26 protein-coding genes are annotated in these 24,019 nt (G+C 51.5%); 15 read left to right on the forward strand and 11 right to left on the reverse strand.

The genetic code is table 11. The features are described 5' to 3' along the window. Positions 1-55: 55 nt before the first annotated feature. Complete coding sequence (locus ACR9YC_RS11295; RefSeq protein WP_438727710.1) at positions 56-451, forward strand: hypothetical protein; 396 nt, start codon at positions 56-58, stop codon at positions 449-451. 5 nt (positions 452-456) lie between these two features. Here ACR9YC_RS11295 and ACR9YC_RS11300 read toward each other — a convergent pair whose 3' ends face one another. From ACR9YC_RS11300 to ACR9YC_RS11320, 5 genes are all read right to left on the reverse strand, one after another. Further along, positions 457-873, reverse strand: coding sequence for a DoxX family protein (locus tag ACR9YC_RS11300; protein ID WP_438727712.1), 417 nt, complete (start codon positions 871-873; stop codon positions 457-459). Positions 874-894: 21 nt separating this feature from the next. After that, the gene (locus tag ACR9YC_RS11305) at positions 895-2,145 is read right to left on the reverse strand and encodes a murein hydrolase activator EnvC family protein (protein ID WP_438727714.1); all 1,251 of its coding nucleotides are present in this window, start codon (positions 2,143-2,145) and stop codon (positions 895-897) included. 66 nt (positions 2,146-2,211) lie between these two features. Next, positions 2,212-2,640 (reverse strand): 23S rRNA (pseudouridine(1915)-N(3))-methyltransferase RlmH, encoded by a 429-nt coding sequence (locus tag ACR9YC_RS11310; protein ID WP_438731786.1) that lies wholly within the window; start codon positions 2,638-2,640, stop codon positions 2,212-2,214. Positions 2,641-2,706: 66 nt separating this feature from the next. After that, positions 2,707-3,072: a ribosome silencing factor gene (gene rsfS / locus ACR9YC_RS11315; RefSeq protein WP_438731789.1), complete on the reverse strand. Its 366-nt coding sequence runs from the start codon at positions 3,070-3,072 to the stop codon at positions 2,707-2,709. 106 nt (positions 3,073-3,178) lie between these two features. After that, positions 3,179-3,811, reverse strand: a complete 633-nt coding sequence (locus tag ACR9YC_RS11320) for a nicotinate-nucleotide adenylyltransferase (protein WP_438731792.1) — start codon at positions 3,809-3,811, stop codon at positions 3,179-3,181. 451 nt (positions 3,812-4,262) lie between these two features. Here ACR9YC_RS11320 and ACR9YC_RS11325 point away from each other — a divergent pair, with 451 nt between their 5' ends. Together ACR9YC_RS11325 and ACR9YC_RS11330 are read left to right on the forward strand one after the other, a co-directional pair. Next, on the forward strand, positions 4,263-5,441 hold the full coding sequence (locus tag ACR9YC_RS11325) for a M23 family metallopeptidase (protein ID WP_438727716.1): 1,179 nt from the start codon (positions 4,263-4,265) through the stop codon (positions 5,439-5,441). 40 nt (positions 5,442-5,481) lie between these two features. Beyond that, positions 5,482-5,880: a bactofilin family protein gene (locus ACR9YC_RS11330; protein ID WP_438727718.1), complete on the forward strand. Its 399-nt coding sequence runs from the start codon at positions 5,482-5,484 to the stop codon at positions 5,878-5,880. Here the strand turns inward: ACR9YC_RS11330 and ACR9YC_RS11335 are convergent. Beyond that, entirely contained in the window at positions 5,877-7,385 is a 1,509-nt protein-coding gene (locus ACR9YC_RS11335; protein WP_438727720.1) for a YifB family Mg chelatase-like AAA ATPase, read from the reverse strand. The two genes, ACR9YC_RS11330 and ACR9YC_RS11335, sit on opposite strands and share 4 nt — an antisense overlap. Positions 7,386-7,675: 290 nt before the next feature. Between ACR9YC_RS11335 and rpmH the strand changes: the two genes are divergently transcribed. From rpmH to dapE, 7 genes are all read left to right on the forward strand, one after another. Continuing rightward, positions 7,676-7,810 (forward strand): 50S ribosomal protein L34, encoded by a 135-nt coding sequence (rpmH, locus tag ACR9YC_RS11340; protein WP_438727722.1) that lies wholly within the window; start codon positions 7,676-7,678, stop codon positions 7,808-7,810. A gap of 22 nt (positions 7,811-7,832) precedes the next feature. Then, entirely contained in the window at positions 7,833-8,300 is a 468-nt protein-coding gene (gene rnpA, locus ACR9YC_RS11345; protein ID WP_438727724.1) for a ribonuclease P protein component, read from the forward strand. Further along, positions 8,300-8,509 carry a membrane protein insertion efficiency factor YidD gene (gene yidD / locus ACR9YC_RS11350; protein ID WP_438727726.1) on the forward strand — a complete coding sequence of 70 codons (210 nt, stop codon included), beginning with the start codon at positions 8,300-8,302 and terminating at the stop codon, positions 8,507-8,509. Before rnpA ends, yidD begins: the two co-directional genes overlap by 1 nt. Before the next feature lie 67 nt (positions 8,510-8,576). Continuing rightward, positions 8,577-10,391, forward strand: coding sequence for a membrane protein insertase YidC (yidC, locus tag ACR9YC_RS11355; protein ID WP_438727728.1), 1,815 nt, complete (start codon positions 8,577-8,579; stop codon positions 10,389-10,391). Beyond that, a complete protein-coding gene (gene yihA, locus ACR9YC_RS11360) occupies positions 10,388-11,008 on the forward strand; it encodes a ribosome biogenesis GTP-binding protein YihA/YsxC (RefSeq protein WP_438727730.1) in 621 nt (206 codons plus the stop codon). Before yidC ends, yihA begins: the two co-directional genes overlap by 4 nt. 101 nt (positions 11,009-11,109) lie before the next feature. After that, entirely contained in the window at positions 11,110-11,772 is a 663-nt protein-coding gene (locus ACR9YC_RS11365; RefSeq protein ID WP_438727732.1) for a glutathione S-transferase family protein, read from the forward strand. Between the two features lie 3 nt (positions 11,773-11,775). Then, complete coding sequence (gene dapE, locus ACR9YC_RS11370) at positions 11,776-12,915, forward strand: succinyl-diaminopimelate desuccinylase (protein ID WP_438727734.1); 1,140 nt, start codon at positions 11,776-11,778, stop codon at positions 12,913-12,915. A gap of 79 nt (positions 12,916-12,994) precedes the next feature. Here the strand turns inward: dapE and ACR9YC_RS11375 are convergent, their stop codons facing one another. From ACR9YC_RS11375 to ACR9YC_RS11385, 3 genes are read right to left on the reverse strand one after another with little or no spacing between them, the layout of a single operon-like run. Then, entirely contained in the window at positions 12,995-13,690 is a 696-nt protein-coding gene (locus ACR9YC_RS11375) for a Smr/MutS family protein (protein ID WP_438727736.1), read from the reverse strand. Then, entirely contained in the window at positions 13,687-15,111 is a 1,425-nt protein-coding gene (gene mltA, locus ACR9YC_RS11380; RefSeq protein WP_438727738.1) for a murein transglycosylase A, read from the reverse strand. The genes ACR9YC_RS11375 and mltA overlap by 4 nt, the downstream gene beginning before the upstream one ends. Positions 15,112-15,128: 17 nt before the next feature. Continuing rightward, positions 15,129-15,806: a Tim44/TimA family putative adaptor protein gene (locus tag ACR9YC_RS11385; RefSeq protein WP_438727740.1), complete on the reverse strand. Its 678-nt coding sequence runs from the start codon at positions 15,804-15,806 to the stop codon at positions 15,129-15,131. Positions 15,807-16,221: 415 nt separating this feature from the next. On the opposite strand from ACR9YC_RS11385, the gene secB reads away from it, so the two are divergent. The 5 genes from secB to ACR9YC_RS11410 all read left to right on the forward strand — a co-directional run bounded on the left by secB (position 16,222) and on the right by ACR9YC_RS11410 (position 21,535). After that, positions 16,222-16,734, forward strand: coding sequence for a protein-export chaperone SecB (secB, locus tag ACR9YC_RS11390; RefSeq protein ID WP_438727742.1), 513 nt, complete (start codon positions 16,222-16,224; stop codon positions 16,732-16,734). Between the two features lie 20 nt (positions 16,735-16,754). Continuing rightward, entirely contained in the window at positions 16,755-18,392 is a 1,638-nt protein-coding gene (gene murJ, locus ACR9YC_RS11395; protein WP_438727744.1) for a murein biosynthesis integral membrane protein MurJ, read from the forward strand. A 4-nt stretch (positions 18,393-18,396) separates the two neighbouring features. After that, positions 18,397-19,392, forward strand: coding sequence for a tryptophan--tRNA ligase (trpS, locus tag ACR9YC_RS11400; RefSeq protein WP_438727746.1), 996 nt, complete (start codon positions 18,397-18,399; stop codon positions 19,390-19,392). Positions 19,393-19,564: 172 nt separating this feature from the next. Then, positions 19,565-20,284, forward strand: a complete 720-nt coding sequence (locus ACR9YC_RS11405; protein WP_438727748.1) for a DUF4136 domain-containing protein — start codon at positions 19,565-19,567, stop codon at positions 20,282-20,284. Between the two features lie 108 nt (positions 20,285-20,392). Continuing rightward, positions 20,393-21,535: an acyl-CoA dehydrogenase family protein gene (locus ACR9YC_RS11410; protein ID WP_438727750.1), complete on the forward strand. Its 1,143-nt coding sequence runs from the start codon at positions 20,393-20,395 to the stop codon at positions 21,533-21,535. A 14-nt stretch (positions 21,536-21,549) separates the two neighbouring features. Here the strand turns inward: ACR9YC_RS11410 and ACR9YC_RS11415 are convergent, their stop codons facing one another. Both ACR9YC_RS11415 and glpK read right to left on the reverse strand, forming a co-directional pair. Further along, positions 21,550-22,458, reverse strand: coding sequence for an alpha/beta fold hydrolase (locus tag ACR9YC_RS11415; RefSeq protein WP_438727752.1), 909 nt, complete (start codon positions 22,456-22,458; stop codon positions 21,550-21,552). Then, entirely contained in the window at positions 22,459-23,943 is a 1,485-nt protein-coding gene (glpK, locus tag ACR9YC_RS11420; RefSeq protein WP_438727754.1) for a glycerol kinase GlpK, read from the reverse strand. Between the last annotated feature and the right edge of the window lie 76 nt (positions 23,944-24,019).

The following is a 24,019-nucleotide window of genomic DNA, read 5'->3' on the forward strand; positions in this document are numbered from 1 at the left end:
CTGTCGTTATGCCATGCCAGCTTAGATCATTTGCGCTTAGACAGGGAAATTATCAATGGCCAGTACATCAGCACAAAAGAATATTGCTGAACCGGGCGCACCTAAAGGTCCATCGCGCTTGCGCTATGCAGCATATGGTTTGATCGCGATTTTGGCTTTAATTGTGCTGGTTATCATTTGGAATTTCAACGCCATAAAAAGTTATAGTGAGGTTGGCACCGGCTATGCCGCCCGTGTGGTCTGTTCCTGCCGCTATGTTGGTGGCCGCTCGCTCGGTGACTGTGAAAAGGACTTGGAACCCGGCATGGAAATTGTCGGACTATCTGATGACCCAAATGCCAAGCGTGTGACTGCAACGGCTTTATTGCTCGCAGAAAATCAGGCTGAATTTCGTGAAGGTTTTGGCTGTGTGCTATTGTCTGAAGCAGAGCGCAAAGCGCTTGAGGAATAGCGCTCTTAACTGCTGCGCGCAGGCAAAATAAACGCATCATAGGGCGGAACGCCGCGCACCCGATTGCTCAAAACATAAGACATTATCACTACGACCAATCCAATATAGGCATGGATGGGCTGCTCTCCATTTGCGACATGAACATATGTCGCTGCGATCATATTTATAAAATACGCGCCATAGGCGATATGCTTCAAATTGCCCCAGCGGTTTATTGCGATCACCAATAACGCCAATAATTTAAGATAGGCCAGTGGCAGCACAACCCAATGCGGGAAGCCATAGCTCGCAAAAGTGGCAACAAATCCTTCATAGCGGGCATGATATCCTATGATCGCGATCAACATCAAAGCGAACATCAACAGTGTCGCGATCCAATAGACAATTTTCTCAGCCCATGACGGCGCTACTCTGTTTGCCAATATTCTCTCCATGAATATGATTTACCCTGCGGCGATCAAAGTCGCGACATCCACTGGCTTTCCTTTTCGGCGCAGTTCAAGCAAAACCGATTCATCACCGCCTACAGCACGGCCAATGACAGCGCCTTGAGCAACATTGTCATCAACATTGACAGCAATAGTGCGCAATCCTGTCAGCAAGCTGGTCCAGCCATCGCCATGTTCGATAATGACAATCTGTCCAAAGCCGCGATATACTCCTGCAAAGGCGATACGGCCTTTTGCGGGCGCACTGATTTGCGCACGTTCTTGCACCTGCAACGTCACACCGCGCGCCGAAATTCCACTGGTTGAAACCTCGCCAAAGCCCGTCACCACTTGCCCTTCGACCGGCATGAGATAAACGCGCTTTCCTGCATTTTGAGCCTTAGCTTGCCCATCATTATTGCTCTGCAATTTCGGGCCAGCCAAAGCCGCCAATTCTTCGCGAAGGCCAGCACTATCTTCAATCCGGCCAATAAGCTGTGTTATATCACGTGCATCTTCTACCAGAGCGATAGCCTTATCTTCTTCACGCCGCGCATCGTCTGCCAAATTTCTGGCCTCTGTCCGCCTTTGCGTTTCCAGCAGGGCAAGCTCACTTCGCTGCGCGTCCAGCTGGCTCCTCTGCGCCACTAACGCATTTGCCGCTGTATCGGCCTGTTCACGCAATGTTTGTGTGCGCCGCAAATCCTTGCGCATATCGGTGGAGAGCGCATCAACCTGAGGAGTGATGGATGCCATCGCTGCGCGCATATGCACCAGATCGTTGACAGAACCCGGTTTAACCAATGCCAGTGACACAGGACGGCGTGATTGCTGTTGCAAAGCTGCGGCAAGGCGCATCACTGGCTGCTGGCGCTCCGCCAAACGGCTTTGCTGACGTTTCTGCAATTGCGCGATAATGGCGATACGCACCTCTAGCGCGTTGATACGCGCCTCGGTCGCTTCCACTTGGGCTGCCACAGCATCAACCTGACGCTTGGCTTTATCTGCACTGGCCGACGCCTGATCTGCGCGTTTTTGTATGATATCCGCGCGTTGTCTCGCTGCGTCTGCCTCTTGTTCCGCGGCTTCCAGTGCCGTGCGTTGATCTTGCAATGACTGGCCGGGCAAAACGGTATTTTGCGCAGACACGAAAGCCGGAATTGCCAATATCGCGGCTAAGCCCGTCACCAAAAGCATGGCCGCCACAACGTGCAATGGCTGCAACTTGCGTGAGTATATGGTGAAAGCACTACTAACCATTTGCATGTTCTGGCGGCTTTGACGCCTGAGGTAAAGGGTCAAATGCTCTCAAAAGCCGCTGGAAAATAAGGGCTAACCTTCACGGTGATAAGGATGGCCCGCCAAGATAGATGTTGCCCGCCATAATTGTTCCGCCAACATGGCGCGCGCCATAAGATGCGGCCAAGTTGCCGCACCAAAGGCGGTCAACAGGTCAGCCTCTGCCCTTTGTTGACTATCAAAACCATTTGCACCGCCAATAAGAAAGCGCGTTTCGCGCACGCCATCATCGCGCCAATCGCCAAGGATTTTCGCAAAATCCATGGATGACAGGTTTTTGCCCTTTTCATCAAGCATGACCAATTTGCTGGGTGATTGGTCACAGGGCTTTGGTTGCACATCGGGGCGATCGGCCAATTCGGTTATTCGTGTCGACCAGCTTATACGGTCAAGATAGCGGTCAACAAGCGCGCCCTCTTCACTGCGGCCAATTTTACCGCGCGCTATTATATGCAATTGCATCATGAGCGTTTCCCAAAATCGCAGAAGCGACGCCAATCGCGCAGCGCCTTGCAATCTATTGGCTGTTTAAGCCTCGACTTCGTCTTTGCTGTCATCCGTATTTTCGGCAGCCTCATCAAAGCCCCACATACGTTCCAAATTGTAAAAGCTGCGTACTTCAGGACGGAAAAGATGCACGATAACATCGCCCGCATCAATCAGCACCCAATCAGCATTGGGTAAGCCTTCAATCCGCGCAGCACCGCCAGCCTTTTTAATACGTTCAGCCATTTTTTGCGCCATAGACGCCACTTGCCGGGTCGAGCGACCCGATGCGATCACCATATGATCGGCTATGCTGCTTTTGCCATCCAAATCGATACGCACAATTTCCTGTGCCTGATCATCATCTAGTGACGTCAGAACTGTATCCAGCAATTTCTGAACCAGAATATCTGAGTCGCTTGATGCGGCTAATTGGTCGGCTGCGCTATCTGAAAGCGCCACTTCAGGGTCAGTCAAAGGGCCTCCTTAAACATATACGCTTTGCTGTTCATCATCACATTCGTCCTCTTCCGTCTGGCAATATTTTATGCGTTACATCATCGCGAACGATGCTGTTAGCATATGATTTATGCCAATGGGGGTTGGTCCGGCGAATTGCCGTTGCCGAACGCGGGTCGGGACGAAAGCGCAAAATCACCAGCGCTGGCGTACTCCATTGTGTCCAAAAAAAACTCTGGCTGCGCGGGCGGACAAAACGTGCAAACCATGCCATGGCCGGAGAGGTCATTGCTTCACTATTATAGCCAGGTCTGGTGATAACAGCAATCGGCATTTGTCGAGCAATTTCACGCCATTGCCGCCATGCATGAAAATTCTTCAGATTATCAGCGCCCATCAACCAGACAAAATCATGCCGCGGATAGCGCAGCCGGATCGCGCGCAAAGTATCTTTTGTGTAGCGCGTGCCCATAGTCTGCTCAATAAATGTGGCTTTTATCGGAGTGTTCTTTGCCCTCGCTTTGGCAGAGGCCATTCGCGCTGCAAGCGGTGCCATATCCTTACTGTCAGCCTTTAGAGGATTACCGGGCGAAACCATCCACCATATCTCAGAAAGTCCTAACGCCTTTTTCGCGAAAAGACTGATCGATCGATGACCATCATGCGCTGGATTGAAAGAACCGCCCATAAGCCCGATCAAACGGCGCCTGCGGACTTTGCCATGGTGCGCAAAAAGATCGTTCTCTTGCTGATGCAATTGCATCGCATGCTGTTTTTCAAAGACCATTATCATGGGTTAGATATAGCCGGCTTCATGTGCAAGAGAATGGATAAGTGCTTCATGCTTCAAGGGCATTTTACAGATAACAAAAATGTCAAAAAACCATGCTGCATTGCAATATCGACCTGATATGCGCATTTATATCGACCTGATATGCGCATTTGGAGACATAAACCGCCGCATTTTAGCAAGGTGATTCTCACAATCTATCGCGATTCACGCCTTATCACGTTTCACTTTTGACATTTTTTTGCAACTTATCGCACGACTCCATCGTTTCATCACGAGTCCGGTCCGTTGGATTCGTAAGTCAGACCGAGTCTTGCTAGACAACCTCAAAATAATGGGGTCGGCAATCGTGAAATCAACACAGCGCATTCATAATGTATATGCGCGTCTGGTAGAAGTCTTTCCAGAACGCGAATTTTTCATGCGCTCAAATGGGCGTGTGAAGTTTCTCAAAATATCATCGAAACTTCAGATAACTGTTGTCATGGTGCTATCGGCTCTGGCCTTTATCTGGCTTGCTATCACCGTAACCATGGCGGTTGGTCAGGCTACAGTGTCCATGGACAAGGTTGCTCTGGACGAACAAAAAGCACAAATCGCCACATCTGAAGAGCGGATAGCGAAATACAGAAAATCTATAAGCGATGTCGCCTCTGATCTGGAAAATCGTCAAGACCAGATTGAAGATATCACTGGGCAATATTTCCCCAAACTGGGCGATAAAGATGCGCTTCTGCAAGAAGCTGCTCCGGCTGATGCCAAAGAAACATTATCGAAAATAAGCGCACAAATACCAGAAGCTCAGGCTCTGGCCGCCATTGAAGCCCGTCAATTGGCATTTGTTGTCCTTTTAACAAAAGAAGCTGATAAGCGCGCTGTTGCAGCGGAAAATGCCATCCGCAAAATGGGCCTTAATCCAGACATTATTGCACGCAGCTTTGGCCCTGCACAAGGCGGTCCGTTCTTGCCTTTTCTGGGCGGTTCTCAGGACGACGCAGAAGATTCGCAAATTGATCCACGCTTTGAGCTCTTGGGCCGAAAGCTGGCACGCATGGACGCTTTAGAACGCGGTCTAGCTGGCATTCCATCTGCCAACCCCGCTGATATGGATGATATTTCCAGCAGCTTTGGCTATCGCCGTGACCCAATTACAGGCCGCGGTGCTATGCACAGTGGATTGGATTTCCGCGGTTCCCATCGCCAACCGATTTATGCAGCAGCGCCTGGCGTGGTCGCATTCTCTGGATGGAAATCTGGCTATGGCCGTACTGTTGAGATTGACCACGGCAATGGCTTGATGACACGCTATGCCCATTTAGCAGTGTTAAAAACCCGTGAAGGACAAAAAGTTATAGCTGGTCAACATATTGCCGGCATGGGTAGTTCAGGCCGCTCAACCGGCACCCATTTGCATTTCGAGGTTCGGCTTAACAACCGTGCTATCAACCCCAAACCCTTTCTGGAAGCAAATCGCGATGTTCTCACGATCCAAGCCGACGTCAAGCAGCGTACCCGCCCGTCAAACTGATAACGGTTCCAAACTTACAAGTTCAAAGGCAGGAAATTCTATGCGCAACGGTTCAGGCTCGACATTTTCAGTTATTGGCTCAGACGTTGTGATCACAGGCAATATTACAGCCACGGTCGACCTGCATATTGATGGCAAGATTGAAGGCGATATCAGCTGTGCATCACTGGTGCAGGGCGCTGACAGCGTTGTAAGCGGTGCCGTTACTGCTGAGACAGCACGTCTGGCAGGCAAAGTCGAAGGGTCTATTGATGCCAAGGAATTGGTGATTGAAGCGAGTGCGCATATTTCTGGCGATATCGCTTATGAGACGCTGAGCATTGAACAAGGCGGCCATGTTGATGGTCAATTCCGCCATAAAAGCAGCAAAGCGGTAAATACGCCCTCTGCCAGCAGCACTGCCAAAGAGACCAGTGAGCCGCTGATCCTCGAAGCCTAAGACCTGTTAAATTGCCGCCTATAACTCAGCGCTTCAGCAATATGCACGCGCGATACCTCTTGCGCGCCCGCCAAATCTGCGATGGTGCGCGCAACTTTTAAGATACGCATATAGCTGCGTGCAGTCAGGCGCATCGAATCGGCCGCTTGTGCCAGCAGGTCTTGGCCTGATTGATCCGGGGTACAATATTGCTCCGTCTGTTCAGCGCTTAATGCCGCATTGGTCAGCACATTTTCCTGACCATAGCGCTGTTGCTGCACGTTTCGCGCACTGGCAACGCGGCCCCCTACGGTCGCCGATGTTTCGGCATCGGACGGACGGATCAGGTCACTGGCCAAAACAGCCTCTACATCAACATGCAGGTCAATACGGTCAAGCAATGGCCCTGATATACGTGATTGATAGTCACTGGCGCAGCGCGGTGCGCGCGAACAGGCTTGGGCAGGATCACTCAAATAGCCGCAGCGGCATGGGTTCATCGCTGCGACAAGCTGTACCCGCGCAGGGAAGGTCACATGTGCATTGGCGCGTGCCACGCTGACCTCACCCGCTTCGAGTGGCTGGCGCAGCGAATCGAGAACATCGCGCTTAAATTCGGGCAATTCGTCCAAGAACAACACCCCCAGATGCGCCAGACTGACCTCACCCGGACGCACTTTCAGCCCGCCACCAACCAAGGCTGCCATGGATGCACTGTGATGCGGCGCTCTAAACGGTCTATTGCGGCTGATTTTGCCATCTTGCAACACGCCTGCAACGCTCGCCACCATCGACACTTGCAAGGCTTCAGCAGCAGAAAGCGGCGGTAATATGCCCGGCAAGCAAGAGGCGAGCAGCGATTTGCCAGCGCCCGGCGGGCCGGACATCAACAGATTGTGCCCGCCAGCTGCAGCAATTTCCAAAGCGCGGCGTGCGGTCTCCTGCCCTTTAACCTGTTTGAGATCAGGGCCAGCAGTCGCCTCTTCAATCGCTCCAGCTTGCGGCGGAAGCAAGCGATTCTCCCCCTTAAAATGGTTGATGAGTGACAACAGATCAGGCGCTGCCAAGACTTCCAAATCTCCTGCCCATACAGCTTCACTGCCTTGTGCTGCGGGGCATATGAGCCCGCAATCACGGTCTGCTGCATGCATAGCCGCAAGCAATACGCCAGGCGATGAAGCCAAGCGTCCGTCCAAAGCCAGTTCACCGACCGCAACATAACCAGCCAAAGCCTCTTTATCGACCAACCCCATGGCGGCCATAAGCCCCAATGCAATGGGCAAATCATAATGGGAGCCTTCTTTCGGCAAGTCCGCCGGAGAGAGGTTTACAGTGATTCGTTTGGGCGGCAGTGCCAAACCCAAAGCAGCCAAAGCGGCGCGGACGCGTTCACGGCTTTCTGCAACAGCTTTATCAGGCAAACCCACCACAATGAATGCGGGCAAGCCTGCAGCAATCTGTACCTGAACCTCCACACTGCGTGCTTCCAGCCCCAGATAAGCCGTTGTCAAAACCGTTGAAACCATGGGAAAAGAACCCTTACCCCCTCTTTGTTCTCCAATCTATTGCTACGCTTTTCATGTCATAGAGTCGAGAGGTGAGTTATGCTCTCAGAGTGAGAAGAGAAATTGGTGTCAAATCGCTGCTAAATTCGGGCTTTTGCTTGACTTGATGCATTGCAGCCGATAATGGCCTGCGTCTTGAACGGCGTAGCTATGTCGCTTGTCTGTGTACAGCTTTTGACAATTTGCCGATCTTAACCGGATTATCGAATATACGCACATATTGGTTGTGCCAAAATTACAGGAGTGCCGCAATGAAGCGCACATTTCAGCCCAGCCGTCTTGTTCGCAAACGGCGTCATGGATTTCGCAGCCGTATGGCCTCTGTTGGTGGTCGTAAGGTTTTGCGCGCACGCCGTGCACGCGGACGCAAATCGCTTTCTGCTTAAGCCTTAGGGCATAATGTCGCTAATGACATCTGCCGCGCATCAAGCTGACAGAAATATAGCGACACTTACCAAACGATCAGACTTTTTAAGAGCAAATCGTGGATGGCGGTGGGTTTCACCGTCATTTATTTTGCTTATTCACCCGCGCGGTGACGACAGCCCCGCCAGCCGGGCAGGCTATACTGTTACCAAAAAGACCGGCAATGCCGTTGTACGCAATCGTATAAAGCGCCGCTTTCGCGCCTTGGTGCGGGAGATTCTCCCAGATCAGGGAATAGCTGGAGCTGATCATATTTTCATCGGCCGTGACGTTGCGACAGAATATGACTGGTCCGTAATGAACGGCGATCTGGTCAAAGCACTCCGCCATTATCACAAAAACCCCGATGCCCGTCCGAATCGCCGCGGCAACAAAACCAATAAACGCAAACAAACAGGCCGCAATAATGCGCCGAAACAGCGTGATAATATGCCGACAAGTCTTCACTGATGCGTGATGCCCTCATATTGGTTGCCCGCTTCTGGCAATGGGGCCCTTCACGGCTGATGATGCCGACATGCCGCTATTCACCCAGCTGTTCGCAATATGCAATTATCGCTCTGCAAAAATATGGCACGATTAAGGGTGGCTGGCTGACGATTAAGCGGCTATTGCGCTGTCATCCATGGGGTGGCCATGGGCACGACCCCGTGCCCTGAAACTTGCATCTGCAAATTTAAGCGTCATCTTACGATAATGACATTTTAGAATAATAAGGGTTTATTGGTGGAAAATCAGCGCAATATCATTCTCGCAGTTGTTTTAACTGCTCTGGTGCTGTTCGGCTCGCAATATATTATTGATACGCTGTATCCGCAGCCTGTGTTGACGGAAGAGCAAATTGCCGCCGCCGCTAAGGACAAAGCAGCTGACGCCAATGCTTCTGCTGCAGATGGTGGTCAGGATGTTCTGGCTGCAACCGGTGACGTTGCGGATGCACCGGCATCTAATGTGAATATTGATTCAGTGTTGAATCAGGGCCAGCGCGTCAAAATCAAAAACCCGTTGGTTGAAGGCACCATCAATCTGGTCGGTGCGCGTCTGGATGATCTGGTCCTTACCGATCACCGCGAGACAGTAGCCAAGGATAGCCCTGCCGTGCGCTTGTTCGGGCCAGAAGGCACACTGGAACAGCATTATGCACAATTTGGCTGGCTAGGTCAGATTGAGCGTCCGAAAAGCGATACATTGTGGAGCGCTGATAGCGATACTCTGGCACCGGGAAAACCGGTCAAGCTAAGCTGGAGCAACAGCACGGGACAGCTTTTCACAATTACTTTCAGCATCGATGAAAATTATCTGATTACTGCTGAGCAAAAACTTAGCAATAATGGTGAGGCGCCTGTTCAGATAGAACCTCTGGCCTTTATCAGTCGCAATAGCACCACTGCCGATGAAGGAACATGGATTTTGCGCACCGGGCCATTGGGCGTCTTTGACGACGCCGCCAATTTTGATTGGGGCTATGACGATGTTGCCGAAGCGCCCGGCAAAAAAGCTGATCCGGAAGGGCAAGTGTCTTGGCTCGGCTTTTCAGATATCTATTGGCTATCTACCCTTATCGCCGATGATAAAGCTAAAGTCTCAGGCAGCTTTGTTAACCCCCGGAAAGATATTTACCGCACAGATTTGAATTATGATGCGCAGATCATCGCTCCGGGCAAGGCACTGACCATCACTAACAAATTATATGCCGGTGCCAAAAATACCGAGTTGCTTGATTATTATACTGATGAGCAAGGCATCACACTGCTTGACCGTGCGATTGACTGGGGTTGGTTCTATTGGTTTGAGAAGCCGATTTTCTATCTGCTGAAATGGCTATTTGATAATATCGGCAATTTTGGCGTTGCGATCATTGTCTTGGTGCTCATCATCCGTGGTTTGATGTTCCCTATCGCGCAAAAGCAATTTGCTTCCATGGCGGCGATGCGCGCCATTCAACCGAAGATGAAGAAAATTCAGGACCGATATAAAGACGATAAGCAAAAGATGCAGCAAGAAGTGATGGCGCTGTACAAAAAGGAAAAGGTTAATCCACTTGCTGGCTGTCTGCCGATATTCCTACAAATACCGATCTTTTTCGCGCTCTATAAAGTGCTGCTGCTCAGCATCGAAATGCGTCATCAGCCCTTCGCGCTTTGGATCACGGATCTTTCTGCGCCAGACCCACTCACCCCGGTCAACCTGTTTGGCCTTCTGCCATTTGAACCGGTCAGCTTTTTGGCCATCGGCGTACTGCCAATCATTGTCGGTGTGACAATGTGGCTCCAATTCAAACTAAATCCGGCACCAGCCGATCCTGTACAGCAACAGGTATTTTCGATCATGCCGTGGATGTTGATGTTCGTCATGGCGCCATTTGCGGCAGGGCTGCAGCTTTATTGGGCGACCTCTAACCTGCTCACCATCGCGCAACAGAAACTGCTTTATTCGCGGCACCCGCAGCTAAAAGAACAGATGCGCAAGGATGCTGAAGAAAAAGCCAAAGAAAAAGAGAGAGCAAAAGCCGAAAAACAGGCGAAAGTAGGAAAAGAGTGAGCCTCAATCCGGATAAACTCTTCTCCGGCCGTGTCGAATTTCTGAAATCTGCGCCAGCGCTGGAATTTCTGCCTGCGCCCGGCGCTCCAGAAATTGCATTTGCAGGACGGTCCAATGTCGGCAAATCGTCGCTCATCAATGCGCTAACTGGCCGCCGCGCCATAGCGCGTACCTCGGTTACGCCCGGGCGGACGCAGGAACTCAACTATTTTGAAATTGGTGAACCGACATTGTTTCGCCTCGTCGATATGCCGGGCTATGGCTATGCCAAGGCACCAAAAAATATCGTCAAAAAATGGCGCTTTCTGATAAATGATTATCTGCGTGGCCGCACAGTCTTGAAACGCACCATCGTGCTGATTGATAGCCGTCATGGCATTAAAAAGGTCGATGAAGAAATTTTGGCGATGCTCGACGAAGCAGCGGTGAGCTATGCACTGGTGCTGACCAAAGCCGACAAAATCAAAGCGGAGCAGCTCGCCAAAGTTGAAGCAGAAACTCTGGCGGCATTGCGCAAACACCCTGCTGCCTATCCAGAAATCTTCACCACATCATCGGAAAAGAAGCATGGTATTACTGAGCTTCGTACCTTTGTTCTGGATTCGATTCAGGAATAAGCACGATATTTTCCACTCCATCTCTGGTCTTGCTTTTGACATATCGCTAGGCAGAAAACGAAGCGCATAATATCACCGCTAGACATTATAGAGGCGTGACCATGAAACTGATCGTTGGTAACAAAAATTATTCAAGCTGGTCATTGCGTGGCTGGTTGGCATGCAAACAATCGGGCCTGCATTTCGATGAAATTACCGTGCCGCTTTATGGCGAGGAATGGGACAAGGCAAAGTCAGGTGATGACTTTGGCCCTTCGCCTGGAACAGTGCCGATCTTATGGGATGGCGAAACTGTCATCTGGGACAGTCTGGCCATTATGGACTGGCTTGCCGACAAAACCCATCGTGATCGCTTCTGGCCCAAAGATGAGACAGCACGCGGTATGGCGCGGTCTATGGTATGTGAAATGCATTCCGGCTTTACTGCGCTGCGCGGTGAAATGCCGATGAACATCAAGATGCGGGCATCCAGCATTACGATTAGCGAAGAAACACAGGCCGATATCATGCGGATACTCACATTATGGGCCGAAGCACGGGCGCGTTTTGGCAAGCAGGGGCCATTTCTATTTGGCACTTTTGGCGCGGCAGATATTGTCTTTGCCCCAGTGGTGACACGCCTGCAAACCTATGGCGTAACCCTGCCCGGCTTTGCAGCGGCCTATAGCGAAGCCATTTTGGAACATGACTGGATGCAGCAATGGTGCCGCGATGCACAAGCGGAGAGCTGGACGCTTGACCATTATGACGAAATGGCCAACTAGACCATGGCCGTTCTGGATTTAGCGAAACAGCTTATCGCCGCTAAAAGCGTAACTCCTGCACACGGTGATGTCTTTACCGCGATGGAGGCGATGCTGACACCCCTCGGTTTTGCCGTAACACGTTTTGTTGCGGGCGAGGATGATGACAATCCTGATAATGGCGGGCCTGTCGAAAATCTGTTCGCTATCCGCACAACCGATAATGCACAATCAGCAAAGCACTTTGCCTTTGCCGGACATCTGGATGTCGTGCCAGAAGGCAAGGGCTGGCAAAGCAACGCTTATGCGCCGGAAATACGCGGTGATCTGCTCTATGGTCGCGGCGCGGTTGATATGAAAGGCAGCATCGCCGCCTTTGTCGCCGCTTTGGCTGATATCCCCAAAGATGCTGGTACAATCAGCATGATCATCACTGGCGATGAGGAAGGTCCAGCCGTGCATGGCACACGGGCGCTCATCGACTATATGCAAGCGCATGATGCCATTCCCGATCTGTGTCTAGTTGGCGAGCCGACCAGTGTTAACCGGTTGGGTGATATGGTCAAAATCGGTCGGCGCGGTTCGGTCAATATGTGGATCAGCACACATGGAACACAGGGACATGTCGCCTATCCACATCTGGCAGACAATCCACTGCCACGCATGGTAAAGGCATTAACCGCCATTGAAGATATCACACTTGATGAAGGCAGTGACTGGTTTCAGGCAAGCAATATTGAAATTACCGATCTGCATGTCGGCAACCCAGCGCATAATGTTATTCCCGCGCGCGCAGAGGCGCGGATCAGTTGCCGGTTTAACGATCTGCATAAAGGTGATGATATTATCGCCTGCGTTAGGCAGGCTGTTGAACCCCATGGCGCACAAGTAAAAGCCATTATCTCTGGTGAGAGTTTTCTGACACCACCGGGGGATTTTTCGGCAATGATCGCTGAAGCCATAAAGGCAGAAACGGGCGTCGAGACAGAATTATCAACGACAGGCGGCACGTCCGATGCCCGCTTTTTGTCGAAGATCTGTCCAGTCATAGAATTTGGATTGTGCAATGCCACTATGCATAAGGTGGATGAGGCCGTTGCCATTGCTGATCTGGATATGCTGACCAAAATTTACCGGCGGATTATCATTAGCGCTCTCTCCTAAACAGCCGCGCTGATAGCATTATCAAACCGCTAGTGCTAAGTCTGCCAAGGCTGTTTCACAATGTCGGAATGGCACAATTCTAACGCCGTCTTTTCAAGATGATATACAGCGCTCCATCGCCGCCATGGCGGGGATGGGCATTGCGTACAGCAGAAATATTGCCAGCATGGCGCGATGCCGATAGCCAGTCCTGCATAGCGCGTCTGATAGCGCCGCGCGGTCGCCCATCAATATTATGGGCGGCTGGTCGGGCTTTGCCTGTGATCAACAATAGCACACGCATATGGGCGGCCTGCGCTTGCGCCAATGCGCCGTCCATACGCGAATATGCGGCAGACAGATTATAGCCATGCAGATCGACTGTCATATCGGGCGCGACCTGCCCTTTGGACAATCGCCGCTCCCAATGTCCGTCCAAATTGCCAGTACGCTCGGTTTCGGGCTGCACATCATGGTTGAAAAAACTCGGCATGGGGGATCGCTCAGCATGGACACGCGCCGAACGCCGCTGATCAAGCATCATGGCAAATGCTTCTTTTGTTGCCGGAATCGCTGATGCTTTGTGCAAGGTCGCACTGTTAGCCATGATGTTTTGAACGGGCTTGGCAATTATGCCCTTATTCTTTGGCGGCGATACAAAATCTTGGCCACTTGGCACATTATTGGTCGTGCGCTTTTTTGTCTCATAAGGGTTTTTGGCCTTAAGAGGCTCGACCGCAGCGACCAGTTTTTGCCAAAGTGCCGCTTCCTCGGGGGATAGCGGGCGACCGCTCATCGATTGCCGGCAGAACGGCTTTGCTCCGCCTCGTTCTTCAGACGAGCAAATGTCCCGCGCGGTACCAATATAACCGATTGGCCACGCGCAGACATACCGCCGGCAATGTTGCGGGCCCGCGTACCGGCACCCCAAAATGTATCAAAGCGGTTCGGGCCTTTGATGGCACCGCCCGTATCTTGCGCGACCCAGAGCCCAGCAGGCTCTTCGCGGTCCATAGCCAGAATGACAGGTGCACCCATGGTGACATAGCGCGGATCAACGGCAACGCTATTATCCGCAGTCACTGGCCAGCCCAATGCGCCCAATGGCCCTGCGTCACTCAATTCCCGAAAGAAAATATAGCTAGCATTGCGCCGCATCAAGGCGCGGCCCTCTTCCGGATTGGCTCGCAGCCAGCGGATAATGCCTTCCAGATCGGCCTGCCCAGGCTCCAAACGCCCTTCATCGCGCAGCACGCGGCCTATTCCCAGATAATCATGCCCGTTCTGACCATCATAGCCAATACGAATGATGCTGCCATCAGGCGCAATCAACCGTCCCGAACCCTGAATTTGCAGAAAGAAAAACTCGATAGGGTCTGCCGCAAATGCGAGCTCTAAGCCGCGGCCATTTAATGCGCCATCTTCTATGGCGGCACGATCAGCATAGCGTATCAGCCGACCATTTTCGACACGGCCACGGACGCGTTTGCCCTTCCACTCATCAGAAAACTGACCCAGATCAACTTCTACCAGATCAGCAGGGCGGCGATAGACAGGAATATTATAGTCCGCGCTTTTGCTTCGGCTACCCGCAATTTCAGGCTCAAAATATCCGGTAGCAAAGGCTTTGCCATCGCCAATTTGCAAAGTTTCAAAATGGGTGGAGAAGAAAGCGCGCGCATCGCTTTCAAGCCAAGTCTTGCTCGAATCGCAAGCGCCCTTCCAATCCTGCTTCTGTGTCAGACCCGAACGATCATTGCGATTAAGCAGGGACGGGCAGCTTGTGCGGAAAGCCAGCATCGCATTAAGCGCATCATCCGCGCTTAACCTGTAGCCAAAGGGCACAGTATCAGAGATTAAGGTAATCGCTTGGCCAGTGGCATTTTCCTGCCCCGGATTAAGCGGCTCAATCCGCTCGCCATCTATGAGCAAATCCTTAGGCTTGAGATCAGAATAACGCGGCGCCCCGCTCGATGCCACTATGCCAGCAGGCACTTGCTCTTGCGCAGAATTTTGATCAGAAACAGGCTGCTCGGCTGTTGGCGCTTCTAACCCTTGCACCCATTCTGATTCTTGCGGCTTATTAGAATTTGTGCGTTCGACTCCGGTAGGGGCCGAACCTGTCGAGGCTTGTGCCGAAGGAGGGATTATCCCCGCACAGCCGACAAGCGAAAATAGCAATGCAGAGGATGCTGCCAGTGCGGCAAAGGATCGCATCGTGTTGATGTCCCTAATTACGCCTGATCGGTTTCGTCGAGCACCCAATCTGGCGTGGCGCTATCCAGATCACGCGAGAAGGTCCAGATATCATGTGTTTCCACCGCATCGCTGACAGAACCCGCAATTAGCTCACCATCCTTATCACGCACAACAGATGCGATATCTGCATCAAAGCGCATAGTGATCCGTGCGATCTTGCCTTGCAGTTCTGCATCAGCAATTGCTGCACGCTCAATACGTACCAAGCGGTTGTCCAATGTCTCGCCGCGTGCTTCACGCTGTTCAATCACCTCGACAAAACTGTCATAAACATCATCATCGGTCAGGCTGCGCAGATCATCACGATTACCGCTCCAAAAGGCTTCAAGGATCATGCCATAAGCGGCTTTGCCACCAATGATGAAGCGTACAGGATCAAAAGACCGGTCCGCCGCAGCTATACGTTGCAACCCTTGTTCAGCAGCACGCTCTATGCCCGGGCTCATCGCAGTCACATTATTGCCATCACCGCCCATATTGTGCTGATCGTCTGTTTCCTGCTGGCCGTTGCCTGTCGCCGTTTCAGGAATGGACCGGTCCATTCTGCCAGCCAGAGGGTCTTGCTCATGCCCTGTGCGTTTGCCCAATACCGAGTAAAGGCGCAGACCGAGAAAGGCGGCAACCATGGCGAGAATGATAATTGTCGGTGTCACTATATCTTCCAACTTATTGATCCAAAAAATCTTAGCGTATCCATAGATATATGCCGATGCATATAACATGGCCGGACGCTCAAAATAGGCTTATCCTATATGCGCTATGAATAACAGCTAAACGTGCGCTGTCATCACTTACCCTTATAAGGTAGTTTCAAAACCGCATAATACAAATTTTTGCACCATGTTTTCCAACACAGCATATTACCAAATGGCAGAGCGAAAGCCGAATTCTGCGTAAAATGTACAGCATCATTGCTGCAGCTATGCTTGCAAGCCTAGGAGCATGCTGCTACGCGCGGCTCGATTTTAAGAATTTATCGGGCGGATGCTTTTCGCGGCTATAACCGGTGTAAAACCTTGTAGCAGTCCTGCACTCTCCCGCTAATGCGCGACGATAAGGAAGAATAACATGGCCGATGATGGCACCATCACATCTGAAAACGTAACAGCCAATGGCAGCGATACCGCTCCTGCAGTGGGCATTATCTCTCAATATATCAAAGATATGTCTGTAGAGAACCCCAATGCACCCGAATCCTATCAATGGGAGGGTGCGCCCAATATTGATGTACAGTTTAACATTGCCGTACAGCAGTTGGCGGATGATGCGCATGAAGTTGAGCTGAAAATCACCGTCAATGCGAAGAATGACAAGGGCGCGTTGTACCTTGTCGAGCTTGCCTATTGCGGCCTGATTGGCATGCGCAATGTTCCAGAAGACCAGATTCGCCCATTCCTTTATTCAGAGGCTCCTCGGATTATCTTCCCCTTTGCTCGCCGGATTTTGGCAGATGCAGTGCGCGATGCAGGTTTCCAACCATTAATGTTGGAGCCGATTGATTTTAACGGATTGTATCTGCAACAACTGGCCGAGCATGAAGCACAGCAAGCACAAGGCGGTCCGCCAACCGGCAACGCTTAAGACAGTTTTTTGGGTCCAGAATGAACCTATTAAAAGCCACAGGAACAATAGGCGGTTTGACCATGGTCAGCCGCCTATTTGGTTTTGTGCGTGACATATTGATTGCCCGCATATTGGGCGCTGGACTGGCCGCAGACGCTTGGCAATTGGCGTTTCAAATGCCCAATATCTTTCGCCGTCTTTTTGCCGAAGGTGCATTTTCCATCGCCTTTGTGCCTTTGTTCAATGGCAAATTGGCCGAGGATGAGGCCAATGCAAAACTTGGCGATACCAGCCGCAAAACCAGCGCGGCCCAGAAATTTGCAACGGAAGTCCTGTCCATATTTGTGCCGGTGCTGGTATTTTTCACCATCATCATGATGCTGGCCATGCCCTGGATCATCTGGCTGTTTGATGATTTCGGGCAAGGTGGGCGCAGCGGTGACTATAGCGTCACTCTGGCGCGTATTGCCTTTCCCTATCTGGCATTGATCAGCATAACCACGTTATTTTCAGGCATTTTGAACTCGCTCAGCCGTTTTGCAGCAGCCGCTTTTGCGCCTGTACTGCTTAACATCTGCATGATCACAGCCTTGATCTATTCGCTGATTGAAGATGGCGGCACCAATCCGCGGCAAACAGCTTATTATCTTGCCTTTGCGGTTGCGACCTCAGGCTTGCTGCAAATGCTGTGGCTATATTATTGGGCGCGGCGTGCAGGCTTTCGCTTCCCGATAAAGCTACCGCGACTAACCCAGGACGTTCGTGAGCTTGGTATGCTTATCCTGCCAGCGACATTTGGTGCAGGCATTTACCAGATCAGCCGCGCCGTTGACCTGTTTTTCCTTGGTCAGTTGAATGAAGGGTCATTTTCGATCATGGCCTATGCTGATCGGCTAAACCAATTGCCGCTTGGTATTATCGGCATCGCGCTGGGTACAGCCATATTGCCAGCTCTTTCCCGCTTTATTGCCAAGGCCGATCACAAGGGCGCATCACATCTGCAAAGCAATGCGATTGAACTGGCCATGTTGCTGACCCTGCCAGCAAGTTTTGCTCTGTTCGTGCTATCTTGCCCGCTGGTGGCAGCCTTTTTTGTCGGTGGTAATTTTACGGTCGGCAATGCCACTATTGCAGGCGCTGTTTTGTCGACACTGGTGGTTGGCCTGCCAGCCTATGTTCTCATCAAGGTTTTGGTGCCAGGGTTTTTCGCTCGTAAAGACACGCGTACACCGGTCATTACTGCTGGCATATCATTGGTCATCAATATCATTTTGAACATCGTGCTGATCCCCATATTGGGCATTGCTGGTGTCGCACTAGCCGGTGCAGTCAGCGCGTGGAGCAATACCATCATGCTCTACGCTATGCTGCACTATCGCGCCCATTATCGCATTCCGATGGCGTTGATTTTGCGCTTGGCACGCATCACTCTTTCGGCCGCATTCATGGCCGGTGTCCTGCGCTTCATTCTGCCTTATGGCCTACCCTATTATACTGGCGACACTTTAGAGAGAGTGATCTCCATTGCTGCATTGGTGGTCATTGGCGGCATTGCCTATCTGCTTACTGCTCTGATAAGCGGGGCAATAAGCCGCGAAAGAATCGCAATATTGATGAAGGGGCGTAGCGGCAGTGCCGATAACAGCCCAGAGCCATCACAGACAGGGAACGGATAAATTTATGCGCGTAGTTTCAGGTATTCAGCCAACAGGCAATTTGCACCTTGGCAATTATCTGGGTGCGATAAAAAAATGGGTCGCGATGCAGGACCAGATGGAATGCCTCTTCTTTCTGGCAGATTTGCACGCCATCACCGTTAATAATGATCCGGCTGAGCTAAGCGCCAACACCCGTGAAATGGCAGCGGCCTTGATCGCCAGCGGTGTAGACCCTGAAAAGGCCATATTGTTCAACCAAGCGCGTGTGCCCGGCCATGCCGAATTGGCGTGGATATTGTTCTGCACCGCGCGCATTGGCTGGTTGAACCGCATGACGCAATTTAAGGAGAAATCCGGTAAGAATCGTGAGGGCGCAAGCGTTGGCCTTTTTGCCTATCCCGTGCTTCAGGCTGCCGATGTACTTATCTATGGGGCCACCCATGTGCCAGTTGGCGAGGACCAGAAACAGCATCTGGAACTGGCACGCGACATTGCAACCAAATTCAATGCAGATTTTGATGTTGATTTGTTCACATTGCCTGATCCGATTATCGAAGGACCGGCCACCCGCGTTATGAGCCTTCGTGACGGCGCAGCAAAAATGTCGAAATCGGACCCTAGTGATCTTAGCCGCGTCAATCTGACCGATGATGATGATGTCATCACCAAAAAGATCAAAAAAGCAAAGACGGATCCAGAACCACTACCTGACAATATGGCAGAATTGGAAACGCGGCCGGAGGCGCTTAATCTGGTCAGCATCTTTGCTGCACTGACCGGCAGCACAACGGACAAAGTTCTGACGCAATTTGCCGGACAGGGTTTTGGCGCGTTCAAACCGGCCTTGGCAGAATGCACGGTTGAGACATTGCGGCCCATCCGCACGCGCTTTATTGAGCTGAAAAATGATCATGACCAATTGGATGCCTTGCTGCAAAAAGGTGCAGAAAAGGCGAGAGCTATAGCTGCGCCGACTTTGCAAGGCGCCTATGATGCGCTTGGATTGTTGACTGATTGATAATTTCTATCGCCACGCTATGCGATTCCAACGCTTGCATATCGTAGCTATTCAACACATATTCAGATAGGATTTTATAACACGTAATTATCGGGATTCGCGGCTCGCTCGATACGTGCATTATGTTTGGCAATATTTTTTGCCCTAAATTTTGGCGAGCAAGGAGCTTAAAATGGCTATTAGTAAGAAAACGGTATTTTCTCTAACGGCACCTGTGTTGATGTTAGGTCTCAGCGCATGTGCGACACCATTTAAGGCAGATGTTGCTCGGTTCCAGCAATTGCCGCCCACACAGGGGCAGAGCTTTTTTGTAACATCAAATGATCCTGAGCTCGCTCGCGGCATTGAATTTGCGCAATATGCGCAGGCAGTGGAAGATGAAATGGCAGAACAGGGTTATGTTCCTGCCAACAGCCCGCAAGATGCAGATCTGATTGTCAGCTTCGATTATGCTATTGATAATGGGCGTGAACGTGTTCGTTCTAATGGTGGCTTTGGCGGCGGATTTGGTCGCTTTGGCGGAGGTTTCGGTCGGTTTGGTGGCTTCCGTGGTGGTTTTGGTCGCTTTGGTGGGTTCCGCCGTTTTCGCGGTGCCAGATTTGGCTTTGGTTTCCATGATCCGTTCATCTTCGGTGGTGGTTTTGGCGGCGTACGCAGTTTTACCGTTTATACCAGCGAACTGGACCTTAAAATTGATCGTGTAGCAGACAATACCCGCCTTTTCGAAGGTCGTGCAGAAGCGCAATCACGCAGCAAAAACCTGACCTATATCGTTCCGAATTTGGTTGAAGCGATGTTCACGGAGTTCCCCGGTAATTCTGGAGAGACGGTGCGTATCTCTATTGCGCCAGAGAAAAAGACGGTGAAAACGGTTCGCGCTGATCGCAACTAAAATCTTCACATAGCAGATTAACAGAGAGCCGGGCCTTGCCGCCCGGTTTTTTGTTGCCTAGCCTCTGCCAAAGAATATGCGCGAAGCATATCATCATGGAGAGGCATAATGAAAAACCCGTTCGATACGCCAGAGCGCGTAGCATTTCGTGAGACATGCCGGGAATTTATTGACAGAGAGATTCTCCCTTATGCTGATACATGGGACGAGGCAGGTTCTATTCCATGGGGATTGCATGAAAAGGCCGGTGCACTGGGCCTATTCGGATTTGGTATTGGTGAAGAATATGGCGGTCTAGGCTTTGATGATTGTTTCATGCGCGCAATTTGGGCAGAGGCTGCTGGCTCATGCGGTGCAACAGGTGTCGTGGCGGCACTGGGCGGACGAGCAATCTCCATTGGCCCGATAGATAAATTGGCATCAAAAGAGATTAAGGACCGCTGCCTGGCCGATATTATTGCTGGCCGGAAAGGCTCAAGCCTTGCCATTACCGAACCTGGCGGCGGGTCGGATGTTGCGGCGATGCAAACCACGGCCAAGCGTGACGGCAATCACTGGGTCATCAATGGCAGCAAGACATTCATCACCAGCGGCATGACATCGGACCATTTTGTCGTCGGTGCGCGTACCAGCGGAGACGGGCTTGAAGGTATCTCCCTTTTCTTTATCGATGCGGATGCTGACGGTTTCAGCCGCACTGAAATTACCAAGAAGATGGGCTGGTGGGCATCTGATCAAGCGACATTATATTTTGACGATTGCCGCATACCCGCTGAAAATCTGATGGGCGCTGAAGATCATGGTTTTGGCCAGATCATGCACAATTTCAATTATGAACGTCTGGGCATGATTGCCCAATGCGTTGGCATGATGAAAACCTGTCTGAACACATCAATAGAATGGGCTCAGCAGCGGAAAACTTTTGGCAAGCCACTCATCCGCCATCAGGTTATCCGTCACAAAATTGCCGATATGTCCGCACGCATCGATGCAACAGAAGCCTATTGCAACCAGATGTGCTGGCAAGCCAATAATGGGCAAATGCCAGTGGCAGAAATCAGCAAAGGCAAGTTTTTTGCTACCAAGGGCCTAGAATTCTGTGCCTCTGAAGCGATGCAGATATTGGGCGGTGCAGGATATTTGCGTGGCAACCCGGTTGAACGCATTTACCGAGAGGTAAAAGTTATGGCGATTGGTGGCGGGTCCGAAGAAATTATGCGCGATCTGGCTGTGCGGCAAATGGGTTTATAGGTTGTTCTGACGGCTCAGCTCTCGCTACCGCCGCCAGATAGCTGCGCTAAATAGGCCAGTACGGCATCAGAAATCACTCTAGGCCGCTCTGGCAACAATGCGTGCCCTGCTTTGCGGACGACTACCATTTCCACTCTGCCCTTGCCATCGTCAACCAGCGCTTGCCCGGCATCTTCTATTGGCGCGATAGTATCTTTGTCGCCCTGTATAACCAATATCGGCTTATTGCCGCCCAGCCACCATTTTGCTGCATCGGTTAAACGCACCGCCTGCGCCTGCAATTGCGCTGTATTAATATGCCATCCACGCTGCCAATAATCGGGCACTGTGTTGCCATTGGCAAAAAATGCATAACGAATATCGCCAATACGCCGTGAAGCAACATTGAGAGGGTTGAAGCTCGCTTTCAATGCGCGGTCTGCACGCGGCGGAATGGGCTGTTTACCGCCTGCCGCTATCAAAATCAGTGCATCAACCTGATCGCCATAGCTCGCTGCGGTGGCGCGTGCGACGCGGTTACCAAATGCATGACCAATAATCACGGCGTTTTCGCGAGTGGTCAATTCTGCCCGCAAAACAGCCGCGACATCATCTGCAAGGTCAAACAATGTCATATCATTGTCCGGTAGTGCAGATTGACCAATGCCCGGCGGTTCTATGGCAATGGTCCTGTAACCATGGGTAATAAGAGTGGCGGCCAGTTCATTAAAGTCGCTGGCCTCTCGACCTACACTGGGCAACAAAATGATGCTTTTGCCGCTGCCTTGGACAAAATAGGCGATGGTGCGGCCATCATCTTTGGTAAGTATTTTCTCCGCGCCGTCCGTGACCCGCCCTCGCGCATTGGCATAGGGCAGAAACATATTGACCGCCGACATGACACATAAAGCCAATAATGCGGCCAATGTTATGGCCCATCGCACTCAGCCAGCGCCTTGTTTTGATGTCAGCACCGAAGCAACTGCGCTGCGCCAACCCGCCATGCGGGCATTGCGTGAAGCGTCATCCATTGCCGGTGTAAAGACCTGTCCACCAGTCCGCATTTGGGCAGCACTGCCAAGATCAGGATATAAACCAGCACCTAAGGCCGCCAGCATGGCAGCGCCGAGCGCAGTGGTTTCGACAAATTGCGGGCGATCGACCTCTATCGCCAAAATATCCGCCAGATCCTGCGACATCCAGCTATTGGCCACCATGCCTCCATCAATGCGCAGTCTTTTCCAATCTGCCCCATCTGCTGCAAAGGCGGATTTAAGATCAGCTGTCTGATAAGACATTGCCTCCAATGCGGCGCGAACAATATGGGCCTTGGTCGCCGAGAAGCTGAGGCCCGAAATCGCCGCACGGGCATCCGCTTGCCAATAAGGTGCACCTAAACCTGATAAGGCAGGGACGATATATACTCCGGCATTGTCCGCAACGGACTGCGCCAGTGCCTCGCTTTCACCCGCACTGACAATCATACCCAATTGGTCACGCAGCCATTGCATAAGGCTACCCGCAACAAACACGGACCCTTCCAAAGCATAATGGCGCTCACCATCAATTTGCCATCCAATAGTGGACAAAATGCGGTGCGCAGAGTGGCGGCGTTTTACCCCCGTATAGCTTAGCACAAATGCTCCTGTGCCATAGGTCGCCTTGGTGTCGCCCTCTTCAAAACAGGCCTGCCCTATCGTTGCGGCCTGTTGATCGCCTGCCATGCCGCAAATGGCGATAGGCGCATCAAAAATGCCTTCTGCTGTTTCAGCAAAACGGCCACTACAATCAGTGATTTCTGGTAAAATCCCCATCGGCACGCCAAATAATGCGCATAATTCTGCATCCCATCGGCCATTATCAATGTCCATCAGGGCAGTACGCGCGGCGTTACTGGCATCTGTAATGTGCAGACCGCCCGTTAGACGAAAGACCAGATAACTCTCCACCGTGCCAACCGCCAAATTATCGCCAGCTTCGCGCAGCTGCGGCCAATGCTCCAGCGCCCAACCGATTTTGCTACCGGAAAAATAAGGATCGAGCAGCAATCCAGTCCTTTGTTGCACAACGGCCTCATGCCCTTCTGTCTTGAGATTATCGCAAATAGAGGCTGTACGGCGGTCCTGCCAGACAATGGCCGGGCAAAGCGGTTCACCCGTTTGGCGATTCCAGAATATGATAGTCTCGCGCTGATTGGTGATGCCGATGGACGCGATGTTCGCTCCGCCTCCGGCTTTTTCAACCATCGCCCTTGCTGCTGCAAGACTATATTCCCAGATCTCCGACGCATCATGTTCAACCCGTCCAGGCTCTGGGTAATTTTGGGTCAAGGCATGTTGTGCGCTGCCCAATTCCTGACCATCAGCAGCAAATAACATTGCGCGCGTAGAGGTGGTGCCTTCATCAATCACCAATATTTTTTCGGTCATTATGCCCTCTTATCCATCATCTTGGCTATGGGTTTTTCACAAACTCTTCATTGCCGTTTTACAGATGTGGCATGTA

It is taken from the genome of Parasphingorhabdus sp. DH2-15 (assembly GCF_051668705.1).
In the GTDB taxonomy this organism is placed as follows: Bacteria; Pseudomonadota; Alphaproteobacteria; order Sphingomonadales; family Sphingomonadaceae; genus Alterisphingorhabdus.